The organism is Plantactinospora sp. BB1, assembly GCF_003030385.1.
Classification (GTDB): Bacteria; Actinomycetota; Actinomycetes; order Mycobacteriales; family Micromonosporaceae; genus Plantactinospora.
This window is the reverse complement of sequence record NZ_CP028159.1, coordinates 3,980,648-3,998,651: the sequence shown is the minus strand read 5'-3', so window position 1 is coordinate 3,998,651 and position 18,004 is coordinate 3,980,648. Positions and strand designations below refer to the sequence as shown.

The window sequence follows — 18,004 nt, the reverse complement described above, 5'->3', positions numbered from 1 at the left end:
CCACCCGGTCCTCCGCCGCCTTGCCGTCCCGGTCGCCGCCGTCGCCGAGAACCGGCCCGCAGGAGCGACCGGGCCAGGCGTCAGCGGCCGGCCGGGGAGGCCGGCGGTGGAGCCGGAGCGGCCGGCAGCGGCACCGACCAGACGTCGGCGATGGACGGGTCGTAACCCTCGCCGGTGTCCTGGAAGCGCACCCGGACCGTCCCGTCGGCCGTCGACTCCGGCCGGTCCACCACGAACTGGTAGCTCACCGTGCCAGCCCCGCCGGCCGTACGCTGGTACGCCCGCGCGTGCACCCGCGCCCCGTCGACAAGTACGTCGTAGTCCTTCGACTGCGCGCTGTCGTACGTCTCGACGACCCGGAGCAGGAACGGCCGGCCCGCCGGGACGGCGAGGTCGAACTCGAACCAGCCGCCCGGATGGGTGACGTTGGTGTAGCGGCGGGTCAGTCCGGCCTCCACACTGGTGCCGGAGTGTTCCGAGGCGAGCAGCCGGTGCGCCTGCTCGGAGGCGGTCGCGCCGAGGTCGACGTGGTCCAGCGCCGTACCCGGCGGGTTGTCGAACCGGACCGGCAGGTCGACCCTGCGGCGTTCCGCCTCGGTCGGCCCGGTGGCGACGGTGATCCCGACCGCGCCCTCGGTCGTCGCCAGCGGCGCGGTGACGGTGCCCTCCAGGGTGACCTCGGCGCCCGGGGCCAGCGCGAACGGCCGGCTGCCGGGCTCGATCCGCCAGCCGTCCGGTGCGCTGCCGGTCAACTCGCCCCGCACCGGCACCGTGGACCGGTTGCGGAGCACGGTGTGCAGGGTGGCGGTGCCGCCCGGCGCCACCGAGGCCGGCTCGGCGGTGGTCGAGACGACGGTGACGGCCGGCGCCACCGGCAGCGAACCCGCCAGCGGCAGCGTCGCGGTGCCGGACCGGTAGCGGTAGCCGGCCGAAGCGGTCAGCGGCAGGGTACCGACGGGTTGGCCGGGCGGAATACGCAGCTCGTACTCGTGCCGCACCGTCCGGCCCGGCGCGACGCTGCCCGGCCGGCTGCCCACCGGGCGGACCGTCACGCCGGCACCCGCGTCCACCGTGGACACCAGTCCGGTGACGGTTTCCGTCCCGCCGTTCTGCACCAGCACCGCCGCCCGGAGCACGCCACCGGGCAGCACCTCGCCGACCGGCAGGTCGAGTCGGGCCACCGCGCCGATCAGGGCCGACGAGGCGGCGGAGAGCCGCTGGTCGAGCCGGGTCAGCGGGGCGGCGAACCGGTCCGCGACCGCCCTCGGCATCCGCCCGGCCCGCACCTGGGTCTCCAGCCAGCGGTCCAGATCGGAGCCGGTGGCCAGCGCCCGGTGCACGGCGGCGCCGGTGACCCGGGCGTCACCCTCGCCGAGCCGGTACGCCAGCCGGGCGGCCGCCGCGTCGACGGTCAGCCGGGCGAGCCGGAGCCGCAACCCGATCGCGAGCGGCCAGTGCAGCCCACCGGCGACCTGGTCGGCGACGGTTGCCGCCTCGGTGACCGCGTCGGCCGCCTCGCCGAGGTCGCCGAGCACCCGGTCGACGGCGAAGGCGTACCTGCCGGAGCCGACCTCGAAGACCGCGTCGCCGCCGTCGAGCCGGACGAACCGTACCCCGTCGGCCCGCTCCGCCGGCCGGCCGCCCTCGGTGACCGCGTGCCGGCTCGCCGCCGGGATGCGTACCGTGGCGGTGGTGTTGCCCGGCACCGTGACCGCCAGCCGGAGCTGTCCCCGGTCGTCCAGTCGCCAGTCGGTGCCGACGGTTCCACGGATCGACCGGTACGACGCCTTCGCCGACCGGATGTCCCCGCCGGGGCGCGGCGCGATGGTCAGGTGCGCGTAGCCCGGATGCGCCGGGTCCGGCTGGATGCCGGCGACCGTGCGGTACATCCAGTCCCCGACCGCGCCGTAGGCGTAGTGGTTGAAGGAGTTCATCGAGACGTCGCCGAAGCTGCCGTCCGGCATGATCGAGTTCCACCGTTCCCAGATCGTGGTGGCACCCTTGCCGATCTCGTAGCCCCAGGACGGGTAGGTGTCGTTGAGCAGCAGCCGGTACGCCACGTCGAGGTGTCCGGTGTCGGCCAGCGCCGGCAACAGGTCCGGGGTGCCGAGGAAGCCGGTCGCCAGGTGCCAGTCGTGCCGTTCCAGGTTGGCGACCAGCCGGTCGGCGGCCCTGCCGCGCAGCGCGTCGGGGAGCAGGTCCATCCCGATCGCCAGCACGTACCCGGTCTGGCTGTCGCCCTGCACGGTGCCGTCGGCGGCGACGTACGCCGTGGTGAACGCCTCGGCGATCCGGGCCGAGAGCGCGGCGTAGCGTTCCGCGTCGGCGGTCCGGCCGATCGCCCCGGCCATCTCGCCGAGCAGCCGGATGCTGTACGCGTAGTACGCGGTGCCGATCACCCCGGCCGGGGTCGGGTCGTCCAGGTTCAGCCAGTCCAGGTACGGGCCGGCGTTGGTCCGCCGGTGTCCCGAGCTGGTGCTCTCCAGCCAGGCCGCGTAGCGGACCATCGAGTCGTAGTGCTCCTCGATCACCCGGGTGTCGCCGTAGCGCTGCCAGAGCGCGTGCGGGACGGTGATGCCGGCGTCGGCCCAGCCGGTGGCGCCGTCGCCGCAGCAGGCCCTCGGCGCGACATCCGGATAGGCGCCGTTGCCCGACTGCGCGTCCCGCAGGTCCGCCAGCCACTTGGTCAGGAAGGTCAGGCTCTCCATGTTGAACGTCGCGGTCTCGGCGAAGACGTTGATGTCGCCGGTCCAGCCGAGCCGCTCGTCCCGGGCCGGGGTGTCGGTCGGGATGGAGAGGAAGTTGCCGCGCTGTCCCCAGGTGATGTTGCTGTGCAACTGGTTCACCATCGGGTTCGAGGTGGCGAAGGTGCTGGTCAGCTCGCCGTCGGTGTGCATCACCAGACCGGTGACGGTGCCCAGGTCGGGGGTGCCGGGGAAGCCGGTCAGCTCGACGTAGCGGAAGCCGTGGAAGGTGAAGGTCGGCTCGTACACCTCCGGGCCGCCGCCGCGCAGCCGGTAGAGGTCGGTGGCCCTGGCCGTACGCAGGTTCGCGGTGTACGCCGTACCGTCCGGGTTGAGCACCTCGGCGTGCCGGATCCGTACCGTCGTACCCGCCGGGCCGGCCACCTTCAGCCGGACCTTGCCCACCATGTTCTGCCCGAGGTCGAAGATCCAGGTTCCCGGGGTGGGCTGGGTCAGCGCCGTCGCCTTCAGTTCCTGGGTCACCCGGACCGGCGGGTCGACCTGGGCCACCAGCCGGGCGGTCGCCCCGCCGTCGCCGCCGACCGTCGCCGCCGACCAGCCGGAGTCGTCGAAGCCGGGCCGGTCCCAGCCGGCCGGCAGCCGCCGGGCGTCGTAGGTCTCGCCGTGGATCAGGTCGGTCAGCAGGAACGGTCCCGGGGTGGCCCGCCAGGAGCCGTCGGTGCGGACCGTCTCGGTGCGGCCGTCCGCGTAGTCGATCACCAGGGCGGCGCTGAGCAGCGGCCGGGGACCGTAGTTGTCGGTGCCGAACCAGGCGATGCTGCCGGAGTACCAGCCGTCGCCGAGCATCGCCCCGAACGCGTTGTCGCCGGGCCGGAGCTGCCCGGTCACGTCGTAGCTCTGGTATTGCACCCGCTTGGCGTAGTCGGTCCAGCCGGGGGCCAGCTCGTGGTCGCCGACCCGTTCGCCGTTGAGCGAGAGCTGGTAGACGCCGAGCCCGCTGGCGTAGACCCGGGCCCGGGTCACCTCGCCGGCCACCCGGAAGCCGCGCCGCAGCAGCGGGTTCGCGTCCAACGCGGCGAGCATCGTCTCGGTGTCGCCGCTGACCCGCAGCCCGTCGGCGGTCGGGGTACCGGCGCCGAACGGGTTCTCGCCGTCGGTCAGCGGTGCGGCGTAGAGGGTCCGGTCGCCGTCGGTCACCGAGAAGTCGGCGAAGACCGCCGACTCCTGGGTGGAGGTGCGCAGCCCGACCGAGCCGGAGCGGTGCGCGGCGTGCCGGGTGACGTCGACCTGGACCCCGTCGACCCAGGTGGTGAAGGTGTCACCCGCCGCGGAGATCCGCAGCGTGTGCGGCGCGGTCAGCTTCTCCGGGGGTACGACCGCAGCCAGCGGCACCTCCTTGAGCACCGTCCACGCCCCGTTCACCCGGACGTGCGGGCGCAACGTGGCGCTCCCGTTGGTGGTGGAGAACTGCCACATGTAGGCGTTGCCCGCCCCGCTGGCCCGGAGGAAGATCCCGGCCGCGTCCCGTTCCACCCGGACGGTGGTCTGCACCGTGTAGTCCACCCAGGACTCGGTCGGCGGTGCCAGCCCGATCCAGTCGCCCTGCCAGCCGTCCGGCCCGCCGACCCCGGTCTCCCAGTACGCCGGCTCGCTCCAGCCGGAGACGCGGCCGGTCTCGTCCCAGATCCGCACCTGCCAGGCGTACCGGGTGCGCGGCTTCGGCGCCGGGCCGGCGTACGGGACGAGGGTGCTGTTCCGGGAGGTGACCCGGCCGCTGTCCCAGACGTCCGGCCGGCCGAGCCGGCTCGGGCTACTCGCCACCCGGACCTGGTAGGAGTGCTGGAGCACCCCGCGCCGGGTGGAGTCGATCGTCCAGCCCAGCCGGGGTCGTTCGGTGTCCAGCCCGATCGGGTTCGTCGCCCGCTCGGTGGTCAGCCCGGCCACCGTCACCGCCGGGCCCGAGGTCCTCGCGGCGGCGGGTGCCGGCCCGGCGACCGCCGCCAGCGGCAGTGCCAGCAGCAGCGCCAGCGCCGCCGAAAGTCCCGACCGGGGCAACCTGGTGAGCAACATCGCCGACTCCCCACTTCCGTACGGCTGGTGACGCGTCTCAGTGGACGGACACTGAGACGATCCTGACCAGCCGCCCCGCCCGGACTCAATGGCTGGCGGTGGCCACATCCGGCCAGCCTCCGCCGGCACCGCCGACACACCGGCCGGACGGGGGCGAGGACGGATCGGGCTAGGGGCGCAGCGCCACCCGCAGCTCGGTCAGCCGCCAGGTTCCGGGATCGGGTACCCGGCATGCCCCACCCTGCACCGGTGCGAGTTCCGGGAACCGGCGGAGCAGGGCGCCGAGCGCGACCTCGAGCTGCACCCGGGCCAGTGCCGCACCCAGGCAGAAGTGCGGTCCGTACCCGTACCCGAGGTGCGCGGGTCCGCCGACGGGGCGGCGCAGGTCGAGCCGGTCCGGATCGGCGAACACCCGGGGATCCCGGTTGGCGCCGGCCAGCGCGGCGCTGACCGGCTCGCCCTTGCCGATCGGCACACCGGCGATCTCGACGTCCTCCCGGGCGTAGCGGGGCAGGCTCAGCAGCTGCGGGCCGCACCAGCGGGTCAGCTCCTCGACCGCGCCGGGCAGCAGCCCCTCGTCTGCGCGCAGCGCCGCGAGCTGGTCGGGGTGCCGGAACAGCGCCTCGACGGCGTTGGCCAGCGCGTTGGTCGGGGTCTGTCCGGCCAGTACGAGATGCCAGACCAGGGTGACCAGCTCGGTCTCGCTGAGCCGGTCGGAGTCCTCGGCGTGCACGCCGACCAGCTCGGCGAGCAGGTCGACGCCGGACCCGCCGGTACGCCCGACGACGGCGTTCGCGGCGTCCCGCATGATCGCCGGTACGGCGGCGACGAACGCCGGCCCGTGCCCGGCGGCGATCGCGGCGCCGTACTCGCGCCAGCTCTGCCGGGCGGCCTCGGGGATGCCGACCAGTTCACAGATCACGTCCATCGGCAGCGGCCCGGCGAAGCCGGCGAGCAGGTCGACGACGCCGTCGTCGGTCCGGTCGGCCAGTTCGTCGAGGAGCTTCTCGACGATGGCGACGATCCTCGGCCGGAACTCGGCGGCCCGGCGCGCGGTGAAGGCGGGTGAGACCAGCCGGCGCAGCCGGGCGTGCTCGTCCCCCTCCATCTCCTGCATGGTCCGCAGGTACTTCCGGCAGTGCTCCGGGACGTCGAGTCGCTGGTAGGTGGAGGCGTTCAGCTCGAACCGGGGATCGGTGAGCAGCGCCTTCGTCTCCGCGTACCGGGTGACCGCCCAGATGGTGCCGAAGCCGGGCGTGACCAGCCGGGCGAGCGGGCCGAGTTCGCGGACTCGGCCGTACGCCCCGAACGGGTCGGCCAGGGTCGCCGGGTCGGCAAGTTTGATCTCCGGGATCTCCGCCATGCCACGCTCCTCGATTCAGATGTTCACGTCAGATGTTCACGTCATTCGGATGGCGACGGTATCCTACTGACGCTCGACGGGCAACGGCCGTGGAGCGACCGTGCGGAACAGACGAGGGGACGATGGTCCGGCGCAACAGGATCGAGATGCAGGAACACAACCGCGCCAAGGTGCTGGCCGCCGCGCGCGACGAGTTCACCGAGCGCGGCTTCCGGGACGCCAAGATCGATCAGATCGCCGAGCGGGCCGACCTGACCCGGGGCGCCGTCTACTCCAACTTCCCCAGCAAGCGGGCGCTCTACTTCGCCGTACTGGCCGAGGCGGCCGAGGCGGCGGACGAGCCGGAGTACCGGCCGACGGCCCGGACGGCCGGCGCGGCGCTGGCCGACTTCGCCCGGGCCTGGCTGGCCCGGCTCCCCCTGGCCACCGAGGACCGGCACAGCGCGTCCCGGCTCGGCCGCGACCTCGTCCCCGAGATCCTCGCCGACGAACGGACCAGCCTGCCGTTCGCCCAACTGACCGGGCTGAGCGCGATCGTGCTCGGCCTGGCCCTGGAGCGGCTCGGGTCCGGGCGGGCTCCGGCCCGGATGGTCCGGGTCGCGGAGACCGCGTTGACCACCCTGCACGGCGCCGGCCAGCTCGCCGCCGCCGCGCCCGGCTTCGGCGAGCCGTTCACCGTCGTCCGTGCCTGCGAACAGCTCGCCGAACTGGACCTCGACGACGAGTGGGGGCCGCCGCACCTGCCGTACGTCTCCCCGGCCCGTCCCGTCGACCAGCCGTGGAACCCGCCGGCCGCGATCGACGCGCTGCGCGACGAGCCGGCCCGGCTGACCGGGGACGGCGTGGTGGCGGTCCTCGGGCTGCACCGGCTGACCGCCGTCGAGGAGGCCCGTCGCGCCGCCCCGGCCGATGCCGAGGTGACCGTCGTGCTGGTCACCGGCAACCCCGGTGAGCTGGGCCCGCTGGCCCGGCTCACCGTGACCGAGCTGCGCGGCTGTCTCCGCGCGGCGGTCCCGGCGGCGGCCCGCCCCCGGCTCCAGCTCGTGCACGACGAGACGGGCGCGCTCGCCGCCGCGGCCGGCGTGGCGGCCTGCAGCGACGCCACCGAGAGCGCGGTACGCGTCGAAGCCGGCCGGATCGTCGCCCGCGCCGACGGCTACGGCGCCTGCCACGCCGTGGCCGCCGGCTGACGGCGCAGAACGAATCGCCGGCCGGATCGCACCGACCGGCGGGCGGCGCCCGCTACGGGGTGGCGGCGGAGCGGCTCAGCTCCGGCTCGTTCGGCTCCGTCCCGGCCGCCGACCCGGTCATGAACCGCCGGCTCAGTCGCCGGTACGGCCGGCTGCGCAGCGCCAGCCCGGTCGCGATCAGCCCGACGATCCCGGTCAGCACGAAGACCAGGGCGAGTCCACGGTCGGCGCCGGTGCCGAACCAGCCGCCGATCGTCCGGGCACCCGCCCCGTCGGTCATGAACGGGATGAAGACGAACTGCGCGACCGGTGCGATCAGGAACGCGGTCAGCGGCGAGGCGGCCTGCTCGACGCTCTGCGCGAAGCCGAAAACCCGGCCCTGCCGCTCGTACGGCACCACCTTCTGCAACACCGTCTGCTCGGCGGCCTCGGCGTAGGGCACGACCAGCATGTAGACGTAGAGCCCGACGGTGAGCAGGACGATCGACGCGCGGAGCGGGAAGAGCAGGGTGACCGTCCAGAGCAGCAGGTTGACCAGGAGCAGCAGCCGGACGGGGTTGCGGCTCAGCCCGGTACGCGCGATGAGCAGCCCGCCGACGATGAAGCCGGTGCTCAACAGCCCCCAGAGCAGTCCCCAGGTCTGCACCGACACCAGCGACAGCCCGTACGCGTCCATCAGCGCCATGAAGACGCCGCCGAGGAAGTTGTTGAACGCCGAGAAGAGGATCAGCGCGGTCAGCCCCGGCACCTCGCCGACCACCCGGATGGTGCCGCGCAGGTCCACCCTGCGCTTCTCCGCGACCGGCGGCTCGGCCGGCGGTGGCGCGGCGGTGGCGACCGGCGCCGCACTGGTGGTGGCGCCCGGCGGTGCGGTGCTGGCGAGCGGCGGCTCGACCGGCGGCGCCGGTGCGACGGTGCCGGCCGGTGCCGCCGGGCGGTGCGGTACCGGCACGAGGGCCAGGTGCACCAGCGCGACCGCCAGCACCGCCAGGGCCAGGACCAGCACCCAGAACATCCCGCCGATCGCCACGAGGATGCCGCTGATCACCGACGTCACCAGGAAGGTGACCCCGGAGACCGTGCCGACCAGCCCGTTGGCCCGGTCCCGGGTCTCCTCCTCGATGAGCACCGTCACCAGGGTCGGCAACGCGATCGTCCGGATGTTCCCCGCGATTACCCCGAACATCAGCAGTACGATCATCACCCACAGTGGAACGCTGGCCGGGTCGGCGAACGACTCCTTCGGCGTCGCCTGGTAGACGGCGAAGGCCAGCGCGTAGAGCACCAGCGACACCAGCGCCGACGCCTGCATCATCGTCTTCTTGGAGTGGTGATCCACGAGGCTGCCGAACCAGATGCCGGTCAGCGCCGTCAGCACCAGGAAGATCCCCGAGACCACGCCGGTGGCGAAGACCGACCGCGTCTGGAGGTAGACGTAGAAGGTGATCGCGAACCACGCGGTGAAGTTGATGACCGACACCAACAGGGTGTTGACCAGTAGCTGGTAGAAGGTCTTCCGATCCCCCCGGATCACGCTCATGCCCATGACCCTATGACCTCAATCAAGGTTGATGTCGAGGCGTTTCCGAACCCGGGCCGAACGTCCCGGACGGGGTGCCGAGCACACGTGGTCGATCCGGGGCCCGGCCCCCTAGGCTCGGCCGGGTGGACCAGGCAGCCCCGCACACCACCGGCTCCCTCGCGGCGGACCTGCGTGCGCTCGGTCTGAGCGCGGGCGACGTGGTGCTGCTGCACTGCGCGAGGCGGAGCATCGGATTCGTCGCCGGAGGCACCCAGGCGATCGTCCAGGCGCTGCTGGACGTGCTCGGCAGTGCCGGCACTCTCGTCGTACCGACCCACACGCCCGACAACACCGATCCGGCCGGCTGGCGGCACCCGCCCGTACCGGAGACCTGGTGGCGGACGATCCGTGACCAGACCCCCGGCTTCGATCCGGCCCGCACCCCGAGCCGGTGGATGGGCGTGGTCGCCGAGGCGGTCCGCACCTGGCCCGGGGCGCTGCGCAGCCACCACCCGCAGGTCTCCTTCGCCGCGCTGGGCGCCCGGGCGCCGGAGATCGTGCGGGACCACCGACTCGACGACGCGCTCGGCGAGAACTCCCCGCTCGGCGCCGTCCACCGGCTCGACGGCAGGGTGCTGCTGCTGGGCTGCGGGCACGAGTCGAACACGTCACTGCATCTGGCGGAGTACCGGCAGCCGTCGCCGCCGCGCGGCGCCACCGGCTCCTCCGTCCGGCAGGCCGACGGAAGCAGCCGCTGGACCAGCTGGATCGACGTGGTCACCGACGAGAGTGACTTCACCCGGCTCGGGGCGGACTACGAGGCGACCGGCGCCGCGCGCGTCGGTGCGGTCGGCAGCGCCACCGCGCGGCTGATCCCGCAGCGTCACCTGGTCGACTTCGCCACCGGGTGGCTCGCCACCCACCGGCCCGGGACGCCATGATCCGGAGATCGGACCCACCGGATCTCGGCCCGTCGGCCGGACCTCCGGTTGGTGGCACCGCCGTGGCCCGCCCGGGTCGGCCGGGCCACGGCGGCGGACGACGTCAGTGCGAGCGGCCGGCCGGCTGGAAGACGGAGCGGCCGGAGCCGACCTCGAAGACGGCCCGGCCGTCGGAGACCCCGACGAAGGTCGCCCGGCTCGGCCCGGCCGCCCGGTAGGACCGGCCCGGCAGCACCGGCAGCGCGACCCGGGCGGTCACGTTGACCGGCACGTCCAACTCGACCCGCAGCCCGGCACCGGTACGTCGCCAGTCCACGCTCACGGGCCCGCGCTGGGTGTGCACCGTGCCGCTGGCGTACCCGAGACCGGTCGCCGGGGGCACGATGTCGACCCGGCCGGCGCCGGGAGTCGCGGTACGCACCCCGAGCAGGGTCTCCTGGACGTCGACCACGGCCTGGGCACCCCAGCCGTGCGACTGGCTGAAGTTGGTTCCCGGGTCGAGGGTCCACGCCTCCCAGGTGAAGGTGCCGCCCTGGGCGAGGATGTTCGCCCAGCCGAGGTCGTCCGGGTTGGTCAGCAGGTCGAGTACGGCGTCCGCCCGGCCCGCCTCGCCGAGCGCGGCGAGCAGCCAGTGTGCCGTCATCGGCCCCTGCTTCATGCCCAGCGACGCCAGGTACCCGGCCAGCGCCGGCCGGTCCGCCTCCGGCGCCACCCCGTGCGCGATCGCGTACGAGGTGCTGTGCTGGCCGGCGTGCGTGCTCTGCTCACCGGTGGCGGCGAGGCCGTCGACGTAGACCCCGTCGGAGCGGCGCAGCTTGGCGTTCATCGTCTCGACCAGCGCGTCGGCCCGGGCCTGGTAACCGGCCGCCTCCCCGGCCGGCCGGCCCAGCGCCTCGGCCGCCTGCGCGACCGTACGCAGCACGTCCACGCCCTGGGCGTTGATGGTGGTCCGGGCGGCGGCGCTCATGTCGTAGCCGAACCGCCCCGGCTCGGGCCAGTCGACGATGCCGTACTGGTAGGCCCCGCTGCCGCCGGAGAGCCGGGTGACCAGGCCGGCGGTCGGCCCGTCGGCCGGGATGTGCCGGAGCACGTAGTCGGCGGTGTTCCGGATCGCCGGGTACGCCTCGGCGAGCAGTCCCGCGTCACCGGTCTCGGTGTAGTAGCGCCAGACCCAGTCGACGAACATCAGCGAGTAGTCGGGGATGTCCCGCTTGCCGTCCCCGTTCGGATAGACCGCGTTGTAGCGCCCCAGGTCGTCGCCGCTGTTCCAGAAGCGCGTGGCGGAGTGCAGGAACTCCCGGATCGCCTGCTGGGTGGCGTCCCGCTCGCCGAAGGCGCCCATGGTGGCGTACGAGATGTCGGCCGCGTCGCCGAGGAACTGCCCCTTCTCCCGGGTCGGCGTGTCGACGAACGCCTCCTGCACCGAATAGATCGCCGAGCGCTTCAGCATCTCCCACACCTCGTTCAGGGTCCGGTCGGAGCTGCGGAAGCTCGCCTCCCGACCGGCCGGGGTGTCGGTGTGCACCAGCACCGCCGAGACGTCGTCCCGGTCGATCCGCTCGCCCGCGTCCGGGATCTCCAGATAGCGGAAGCCGAGGTGGGTGAAGGCCCGGAACTCCTGCTTCCCGTCCTTCTGCACGTAGGGGAAGCTCATGTCGGTGCCCTGGGAGAGCAGGGTGGAGGTCTCGACCCGGCCGGTGTCGGGGTTCAGGTTGTAGCCGGCCCGGATCGGCACGGTCCGGCCGGCGACCCCGGCGTCGAACCGTACCGCCGGGCGGGCCGGGACGACCACGCCGAAGTCCGCGACCACCGTGCCGTCGGCGGCGGTGGTCAGCGCGACCGGCCGGACGGTCCGCTCGGCGAGCCGGGTCTCCTGGCCGATCAGGTGCGGGTACTCCGCCGTCGGGTGCGCCCCGACGACCACGGCCGGCGCCCAGGGCGCGGCGGAGTCGTCGTAACCGGGTGCGGTCCAGCCGACGATCTCGGCGCGGGCGTCCTGCCGCTCGATCCGGTCCCCCTCGCCGTTGCGCCGGGCGGAGCCGGCCGGGAAGAGCCCGTCCCGGGCCACCCGCCACGACCCGTCGGTGACGATCACCCGCCGGGTACCGTCGGCGTGCTCGACGACCAGCTTCAGCAGCACCCCGGGAGCCCCGGCGGGGCGGCCCTGGCCGCTGCCGTACCAGTGGTAGCGGAGCCCGACCGCGAGCGGCTTGCCCGCCCTGACCAGGTCGGTGACGTCGGCGGCCTGGTAGTAGTCCTCGCCGGGGTAGCCGAACGAGGTGCCCCGGTCGGCCCGCCGGCCGTTCAGGTACAGCTCGTAGGTGTGGTCGGCGGCGGTGTAGGCGCGGGCCCGGACCACCCGGCTGCGCCCGATCGACACCTCGGTCCGGGCCAGCGTGTAGTCGTCGGCGTCCCCGGTGACCCGGCGGATCCAGTTCGCCCCCTCCCACTGGTCGTCGGAGATGCCGGTCTCGAAGCTGCCGCTGCCGGCCGGCGAGCTGCGGCCGGTCCGGTCCCAGGTCCGCACCGTCCACCGGTACGCCGCGCCGGGCGCCAGCGCGGGTCCGGCGTACGGCACGTAGGACTGCTGCGCCGAGCGGACCCTGCCGGAGTCCCAGAGCAGGTCGCCGCCGGCCGTCGAGACCGTCAACCGGTACGCGGTCTGCGTCTCGCCCGGGTCGTTGTCCCGGGGCAGCCAGCCGAACCGGGGCGTGCCCTCGACGTTGTGCGGGCGTACCCGGTCGTCGACGGTCAGGCCGGTGGGTGTGCCCGGCGCGTGCCCCCGGGTCGCCAGTGCCGGCGGGGCGGCGGCGAGCACACTCCCCGGCACGAGTACGGCGGTGACGACCAGGGCGGTCCTCAGCCGGGCGGATCGTCGGCGTCGTGACATGTGGCGCTCCTCTTTCGGGGTTCTGCCGCGGGCGGGTTCTGCTGTGGACGGTTCGGGGCTCCGCGCGCCCGGCCGACCGGGGCGTTCAGTGCCGGTCCGGCCAGGTGAGCTGGGTCGTGCCCGGTTCGACCCGGGTCAGCACGAGCCGGCCGCCGGCCACCGCGCGCTCCGGCGCCCGCCCGTCGGAGCGGACCCGCACCCGGCGGGCCTCGGCGACACCGAACCGGGCGAGGTCCAGCTCGATCCGGCCGGCGACGTTCGGCGGCAGCGTGACGGAGAGGTGCGGTCCGGACCCTCGGTGCGGCTGCGGTCCCGCCCCTCGGTGCGGGTGCGCTCCGGAGCGCCGGTCGAGCCGGACCTGCACCGGGCCGCGTACCGTCGGGACGGTCGCCCGCAGCCACTGAAGCGGGCCGGGTTGCGGTGCGACCAGCACCTCCCGGGCACCCGGGGCGAGCGGGCGGACCCCGGCGACGAACCGGGGCACGATGTTGGCCGGCGCCGAGCCCCAGGCGTGCGAGAAGGTGGTGTTCGGCTTGATCGACGGGTCCCACGCCTCCATCACGATGGTGGCGCCGAGATCGTCCATCATGTGCAGCCAGGAGGACTGCTCCCGGCTGGTCAGCAGCCGGTGCGCGGCGTCGGCCAGCCCGGCCCGGTAGAGCGCCTCCAGCAGGAACTGCGCGCCGTAGACGCTCACCCGCATCCCGCCGCCGGCCAGCCACTCCCCCAGGGCGCGGACGTGCTGCTCCTGCGGCACCCCGAGGGCCAGCGGGAACGCCGTCGCGTGCTGTGCCCGGTGGTCCGTGCCGACCCCGTCGCGGTAGGCGCCGACGACCGGGTCGAGCAGCTCGGCGTTGAGCGCGGCCCGCAGCCGGCCGGCCAGTTCGGCGTACCGCTGCTGGTCGGCGGGGCGGTCCAGCACCCCGGCGATCCGGGACAGCGCGTCGAAGGCGGCGTACTGCCAGGCGTTGATCACGGTGTTGACCCGGGTGAAGACGTACCCGTCCCGGTTGCTCGCCGGCCAGTCGACCAGGTCGGCGTTGGCCTGGCTGGAGCTGCCCGGATTCTTCTCCACCAGGCCGCTGGCGTTCAACGCCTCGTCGAGCTGCCGGTCCACGAAGAGGTCGTAGTCGGCGGCCAGGTTCGACGGGTCACCGGTGGCCAGGTAGTCCTGCCAGGCGGTGAGTACGGTCTGCAACCGGTACTCGGCCGGCCAGGTCGGCCGCCGGGCCAGGTAGGAGGTGGAGTACCGGGCCAGCGCGTACGACCGCTGGGTGGCGTACTCGGAGAGCTGGTTGATGATGGCGTCGCCCTCGTACGGGCCGCGTTCCCGGGTCGGGGTGTCCTGGTAGAGGTCCTGCCGGGTCGCCTCGATCGAGTACCGGCACATCGCCCAGACCCGGTCCAGATCCGGGTCGGAACTGGCGAACGCCGCGTCCCCGTCCCGCCAGGGCAGTTTCAGCACCGCCGCCTCGACCGCCCGGGAGAGGTCGAGTCCCGGATCGGCGACCAGCTCGATCCAGCGGAAGCCCCGGTAGCCCCAGTGTTCGAGCCGCTGCCAGCCGTCCCGCAGCGTCCAGACCTCGCGATAGGTCTGCCCGGCCCGCAGGTTGTACCGGGCACCGGTCTCGGTGCGCTCCTCGCCGAGCCGGACCTCGACGGTCTGCCCGTCGACCCCGCGCACCGAGAGCCGGACTCCGCCGACCACCTCCCGCCCCAGGTCGAAGAGCCAGCGCCCCGGTTCGAGCCGGTGCACCGCGACCGGCCGCAGGTAGCGGTACTCCATGTTGCCGACCCAGGCCGGCGCCAGCGGCCGGGTCAGCGGGGCGCCGACCGCCGGCTGCCAGCCGGAGTCGTCGAACCCGGCGCGGGTCCAGCCGACCGGCTCGCGACGGGCGTCCAGATATTCCTGCGGCGCCTGGTAGTAGCCGCCGCCGGTGGAGCCGGCCGGTGGCCGCCACGCCCCGGCCCGGCGGGCCCGCCAGCCGGGACCGGTGCCGAAGACCTGCCGGGTGCCGTCGGCAAAGACCACGACGAGCTGGGCCAGGAAGCTGCGTTCCCGGGCGGAGTAGCAGAGCGCGGCGAGCGCGTTGCGGCCGGGCCGCAGCAGGTCGGTGACGTCGTGGGTGGCGTAGCGGGCCTCGCCGGCCATCGCCCGGACCGGGCCGACCCCGGCGATCTCGTCGTTGACCCGGAGCTGGTAGACGTACTGCCGGGCCGGCTCGGGCGACTGGCCGGTCGCGTAGAGGTAGCCGGCGGCGATCGGCCTGGCCGGCAGTACCACCTCGGTGCGCAGCAGCGCCCAGTCGCTGCTCTCGCCGAGCGTCGCCAGCACCGACTGGCCCCGGTCCACGACCAGGTCACCGCCGTCGACCGTGCCGGTCGGGCCGAAGACTCCCGGACCGGCCGAGAAGTCCTCGTCGACCAGTACGCTGCCGGTCGGGTCGGTGAAGCTGGCGGAGTGGAAGCGCTGCGCCTCGGTACTCCCGTTGCGGAACCCGATGCTCCCGGCGGCGTACGTCCCGTCCACAGTGGTGTCCAGCAGTACGTCACCGAGGTAGGTCCGGATGGTCGGGCCGGCGAGTTCGACCCGCAGCCGCAGCGGGGTGCCCACCGGTACCGGCTCGGTGAGCGGCCGGTCGGCCAGTACGGTGTAGCTGCCGTTGCGCTGCACGTGCGTACGCAGCACCCCGGGGCTGCCGGCCCGGAGCTGCCACAGGTAGTTGTTGGCGCTGTCCTGCGCCCGGAACCAGAGGCTGGCGGCGACCGAGGTGATGGTGACCGAGACCTCGAAGCTGCCGTCGCCGAGCCGGACCGTGCCGTCGGGTGCCCAAATCGGCTCGGCCACCCAGGTGTCCCCGGCGGCGGTGACCACCCGCTGCGGCGCGGACCAGGACGAGACCCGCTTCGGGTCGGCCCAGGTACGCACCCGCCAGTGGTAGACCGAGCCGGCCCGCAGCGGCGGACCGGCGTACGGCACGGCGGTGGAGTCGGCCGACACGACCCGGTGGCTGTCCCAGACCACACCGCCCCGGCGGGACAGTTCGGTGGCGGTGTGCGCGACCTGCACCTGGTAGGCGTACTGCCGGGGCGCCCGGCCCAGGGCCGGCACGATCCAGCTCAGCCGGGGGCGCTCGGCGGCGATCCCGAGTGGATCGTCCAACAGGGAGGTGAGCAGTCCGGTCGGGGCCGGGGTTCCGGTCGGCCTGCCGGCGGCCGAGGCGGCCGCGGTGCCGGCGGCGTCGCCGAGCGCGCCGAGGGTGGCTCCGGACGCGGTGGCAGTGGCGGTGGCGCCGAGGGCGAGGGCGCCTCCGGTGCCGAGGAGGCCCCGGCGGGACAGCCCGGGGACCGGGTCGGTGGTCTGGTCGGCGGTGTGCTCGGCGCTGGGCTGGCTCACCCTGCCTCCTGCCTGAATCGTTTCAGGCAGGTTAACGCCGCCGGCCGGTCCGCCGGAAGACGCGACGGTTGGCCGGATCCGGCCACCCCTCCCCCCGCCACTCCACCCGTGCGGCCACGTGTGGCGGGTTACACCGCGACCGGGCGGGTTCGGGTCGGCCACCGCAGTACGGTGAAGCCGTGCCGACCAAAGACGTTCTCACCAGCGCAGACCTGACCGAGCTGCGACAGTCCGCGCTCGGCGCGGCCGACCCGCTGGGCATCGCCGCGGAGCTGGCCGAGGCGGTCGAGCAGGAGCGGCTCGCCGATCCGGCCGACGCCGGCCGGGCGCTGACGCTGGCCGCCGAGATCGCCGAGTCCAGGGCGAAACTCGACGCCGCCCAGCGGTACGCGGACCGCGCCGTCGGGGCGTACCGGGACAGCACCGAGCCGGACGCCGGTTTCGCCAGGGCGCTGCACGCCCGGATCCTCTTCCGGGCCGGCCGGGCCGACGAGGCACTGGCCGAACTCACCGCGCTGCGTCCACTCCTCGACTCGCAGCCGGATGCCGCCGCCTATCTCAGCGCGGCACTGGACGTCGGGGGCCGGACCGACCTGGCCGAGCAGTGGTTGACCGAGGCGGTGGAGACCGCGCTGCGCAACCGGGCCACCCCGGCGCAGGGTGCCGAGGCGGACGCCACGGCGACCGCCGACGCCACGGCGACCGCCGAACCGACCGCCCAGGAAGCCTCCGGACTCCTCTTCTTCCTGCTGCAACAGCGGCACCGGGTACGCCGCGAACTCGACCTGCCGCACGACCAGAACGACAACCTGGCCGACCGGCTGGAGAACGAACTGTTCCGCAGCGCGACCACGACGGCGGCCGAGCCGGGGCCGGAGGCACGGCTCTTCCTGCCGGAGGGCGAGTTCGACGCGCTGCTGTCGCGCTGGCCCGACCTGGCCGGGGCGGTCGGCGCGGACTGGGCCGAGCACCGGGCCGGGATCCAGCGGGAACTGGTCCGGTTGACCGACTCGGGTCGGGTCGGGCTCGGCCCGCTGCGCGGCTCGACCGACGGGCTGGCCGGGCACGCCGCGCGCACCGGAGTGGAGCCGACCGACGAGTCGGCCCGGGCCGGCTACGCGGCGGAGCTGGCCGAGCGGGGCGCACAGCTTCCCTGGCCGCCGGAGCGGAACGAAGCGTGCTGGTGCGGTTCGGGCAGCAAGTACAAGAAGTGCTGCCTGCCGCGTACCCGAGGCTAGCTCTCCCGCCGGTGGGTCGGCTCGGTCGATCAGCGCAGGCGTAGCCCGGCGAGGAGCACCTCCACCATCCGACGGGCGTCGTACCGGGGGTCCCGGTCCGCGCCGATGCAGAGGTTGCCGACGCCCCGCATCAGTTCGAGCGCCCCGATGTCGGGGCGGATCTCGCCCGCCCTGACCGCGGCGTCGAGCAGTTCGGCGCAGACCGGCACGAGTCGGTCGAGGAAGTAGTCGTGCAGGGTCGCGAAGGTCGCGTCGTCGGATTGCAGCGCCTCGGCGAGGCCGTGCTTGGTGACCAGGAAGTCGACGAAGAGATCGATCCACCGGGTCAGGGCGCCGTGCGCTGAGTCGCCGCTCGCCAGCAGCGCCTGCCCCGCCTCGACGCACGCCTCGACCTGGTGCCGGTAGACGGCGACGACGAGATCGGCCCGGGTCGGGAAGTGGCGGTAGATCGTCGCGACCCCGACGCCGGCCTTGGCGGCGATCTCCCGCACCGGCGCGTCGACGCCGGAGGCGACGAAGGCCGCGGCGGCCGCATCGAGCAGGCTCTCCTCGTTACGCCGGGCGTCGGCCCGCTTCCGTCGGGGCGACGATGCCGCCCCGCTGCCGATCTCGGTCACTGTGCCGTTGCCTCCGTCACTCGCCTTGATAACCGGAACAGCGTTCCGTATGGTTGAAACGGAACAAGGAT

Annotated in this window: 9 protein-coding genes; 3 read left to right on the top strand and 6 right to left on the bottom strand. The window is 74.0% G+C overall.

The genetic code is table 11. The features are described 5' to 3' along the window. Nucleotides 1–80: 80 nt before the first annotated feature. Both C6W10_RS17430 and C6W10_RS17425 read right to left on the bottom strand, forming a co-directional pair. On the bottom strand, nt 81–4,775 hold the full coding sequence (locus C6W10_RS17430; RefSeq protein ID WP_107258985.1) for an alpha-L-rhamnosidase: 4,695 nt from the start codon (nt 4,773–4,775) through the stop codon (nt 81–83). Nucleotides 4,776–4,944: 169 nt separating this feature from the next. Continuing rightward, complete coding sequence (locus C6W10_RS17425) at nt 4,945–6,138, bottom strand: cytochrome P450 (RefSeq protein WP_107258984.1); 1,194 nt, start codon at nt 6,136–6,138, stop codon at nt 4,945–4,947. A 122-nt stretch (nt 6,139–6,260) separates the two neighbouring features. On the opposite strand from C6W10_RS17425, the gene C6W10_RS17420 reads away from it, so the two are divergent. Then, nucleotides 6,261–7,328: a TetR/AcrR family transcriptional regulator gene (locus C6W10_RS17420; protein WP_107258983.1), complete on the top strand. Its 1,068-nt coding sequence runs from the start codon at nt 6,261–6,263 to the stop codon at nt 7,326–7,328. Nucleotides 7,329–7,380: 52 nt separating this feature from the next. On the opposite strand, the gene C6W10_RS17415 is transcribed toward C6W10_RS17420, so the two are convergent. After that, the gene (locus C6W10_RS17415; RefSeq protein WP_107264037.1) at nt 7,381–8,868 is read right to left on the bottom strand and encodes an MFS transporter; all 1,488 of its coding nucleotides are present in this window, start codon (nt 8,866–8,868) and stop codon (nt 7,381–7,383) included. Between the two features lie 125 nt (nt 8,869–8,993). Here C6W10_RS17415 and C6W10_RS17410 point away from each other — a divergent pair, with 125 nt between their 5' ends. Further along, a complete protein-coding gene (locus tag C6W10_RS17410) occupies nt 8,994–9,791 on the top strand; it encodes an aminoglycoside N(3)-acetyltransferase (RefSeq protein WP_107258982.1) in 798 nt (265 codons plus the stop codon). A 103-nt stretch (nt 9,792–9,894) separates the two neighbouring features. Here C6W10_RS17410 and C6W10_RS17405 read toward each other — a convergent pair whose 3' ends face one another. Beyond that, on the bottom strand, nt 9,895–12,681 hold the full coding sequence (locus C6W10_RS17405) for a family 78 glycoside hydrolase catalytic domain (protein WP_107258981.1): 2,787 nt from the start codon (nt 12,679–12,681) through the stop codon (nt 9,895–9,897). 85 nt (nt 12,682–12,766) lie between these two features. Further along, nucleotides 12,767–16,078, bottom strand: a complete 3,312-nt coding sequence (locus tag C6W10_RS39215) for a family 78 glycoside hydrolase catalytic domain (protein ID WP_107258980.1) — start codon at nt 16,076–16,078, stop codon at nt 12,767–12,769. 179 nt (nt 16,079–16,257) lie between these two features. On the opposite strand from C6W10_RS39215, the gene C6W10_RS17395 reads away from it, so the two are divergent. Then, nucleotides 16,258–17,316, top strand: coding sequence for an SEC-C domain-containing protein (locus C6W10_RS17395; RefSeq protein WP_107258979.1), 1,059 nt, complete (start codon nt 16,258–16,260; stop codon nt 17,314–17,316). Between the two features lie 29 nt (nt 17,317–17,345). On the opposite strand, the gene C6W10_RS17390 is transcribed toward C6W10_RS17395, so the two are convergent. Beyond that, on the bottom strand, nt 17,346–17,924 hold the full coding sequence (locus C6W10_RS17390; RefSeq protein ID WP_107264036.1) for a TetR/AcrR family transcriptional regulator: 579 nt from the start codon (nt 17,922–17,924) through the stop codon (nt 17,346–17,348). Nucleotides 17,925–18,004: the final 80 nt, after the last annotated feature.

Excerpts from the sequence above, each read along its gene's own strand:
- C6W10_RS17415 (WP_107264037.1), bottom strand. The coding sequence starts at position 8,868 with ATGAGCGTGATCCGGGGGGATCGGAAGACCTTCTACCAGCTACTGGTC.
- C6W10_RS17420 (WP_107258983.1), top strand. The coding sequence starts at position 6,261 with ATGGTCCGGCGCAACAGGATCGAGATGCAGGAACACAACCGCGCCAAG.
- C6W10_RS17425 (WP_107258984.1), bottom strand. The coding sequence starts at position 6,138 with ATGGCGGAGATCCCGGAGATCAAACTTGCCGACCCGGCGACCCTGGCC.
- C6W10_RS17430 (WP_107258985.1), bottom strand. The coding sequence starts at position 4,775 with ATGTTGCTCACCAGGTTGCCCCGGTCGGGACTTTCGGCGGCGCTGGCG.
- C6W10_RS17405 (WP_107258981.1), bottom strand. The coding sequence starts at position 12,681 with ATGTCACGACGCCGACGATCCGCCCGGCTGAGGACCGCCCTGGTCGTC.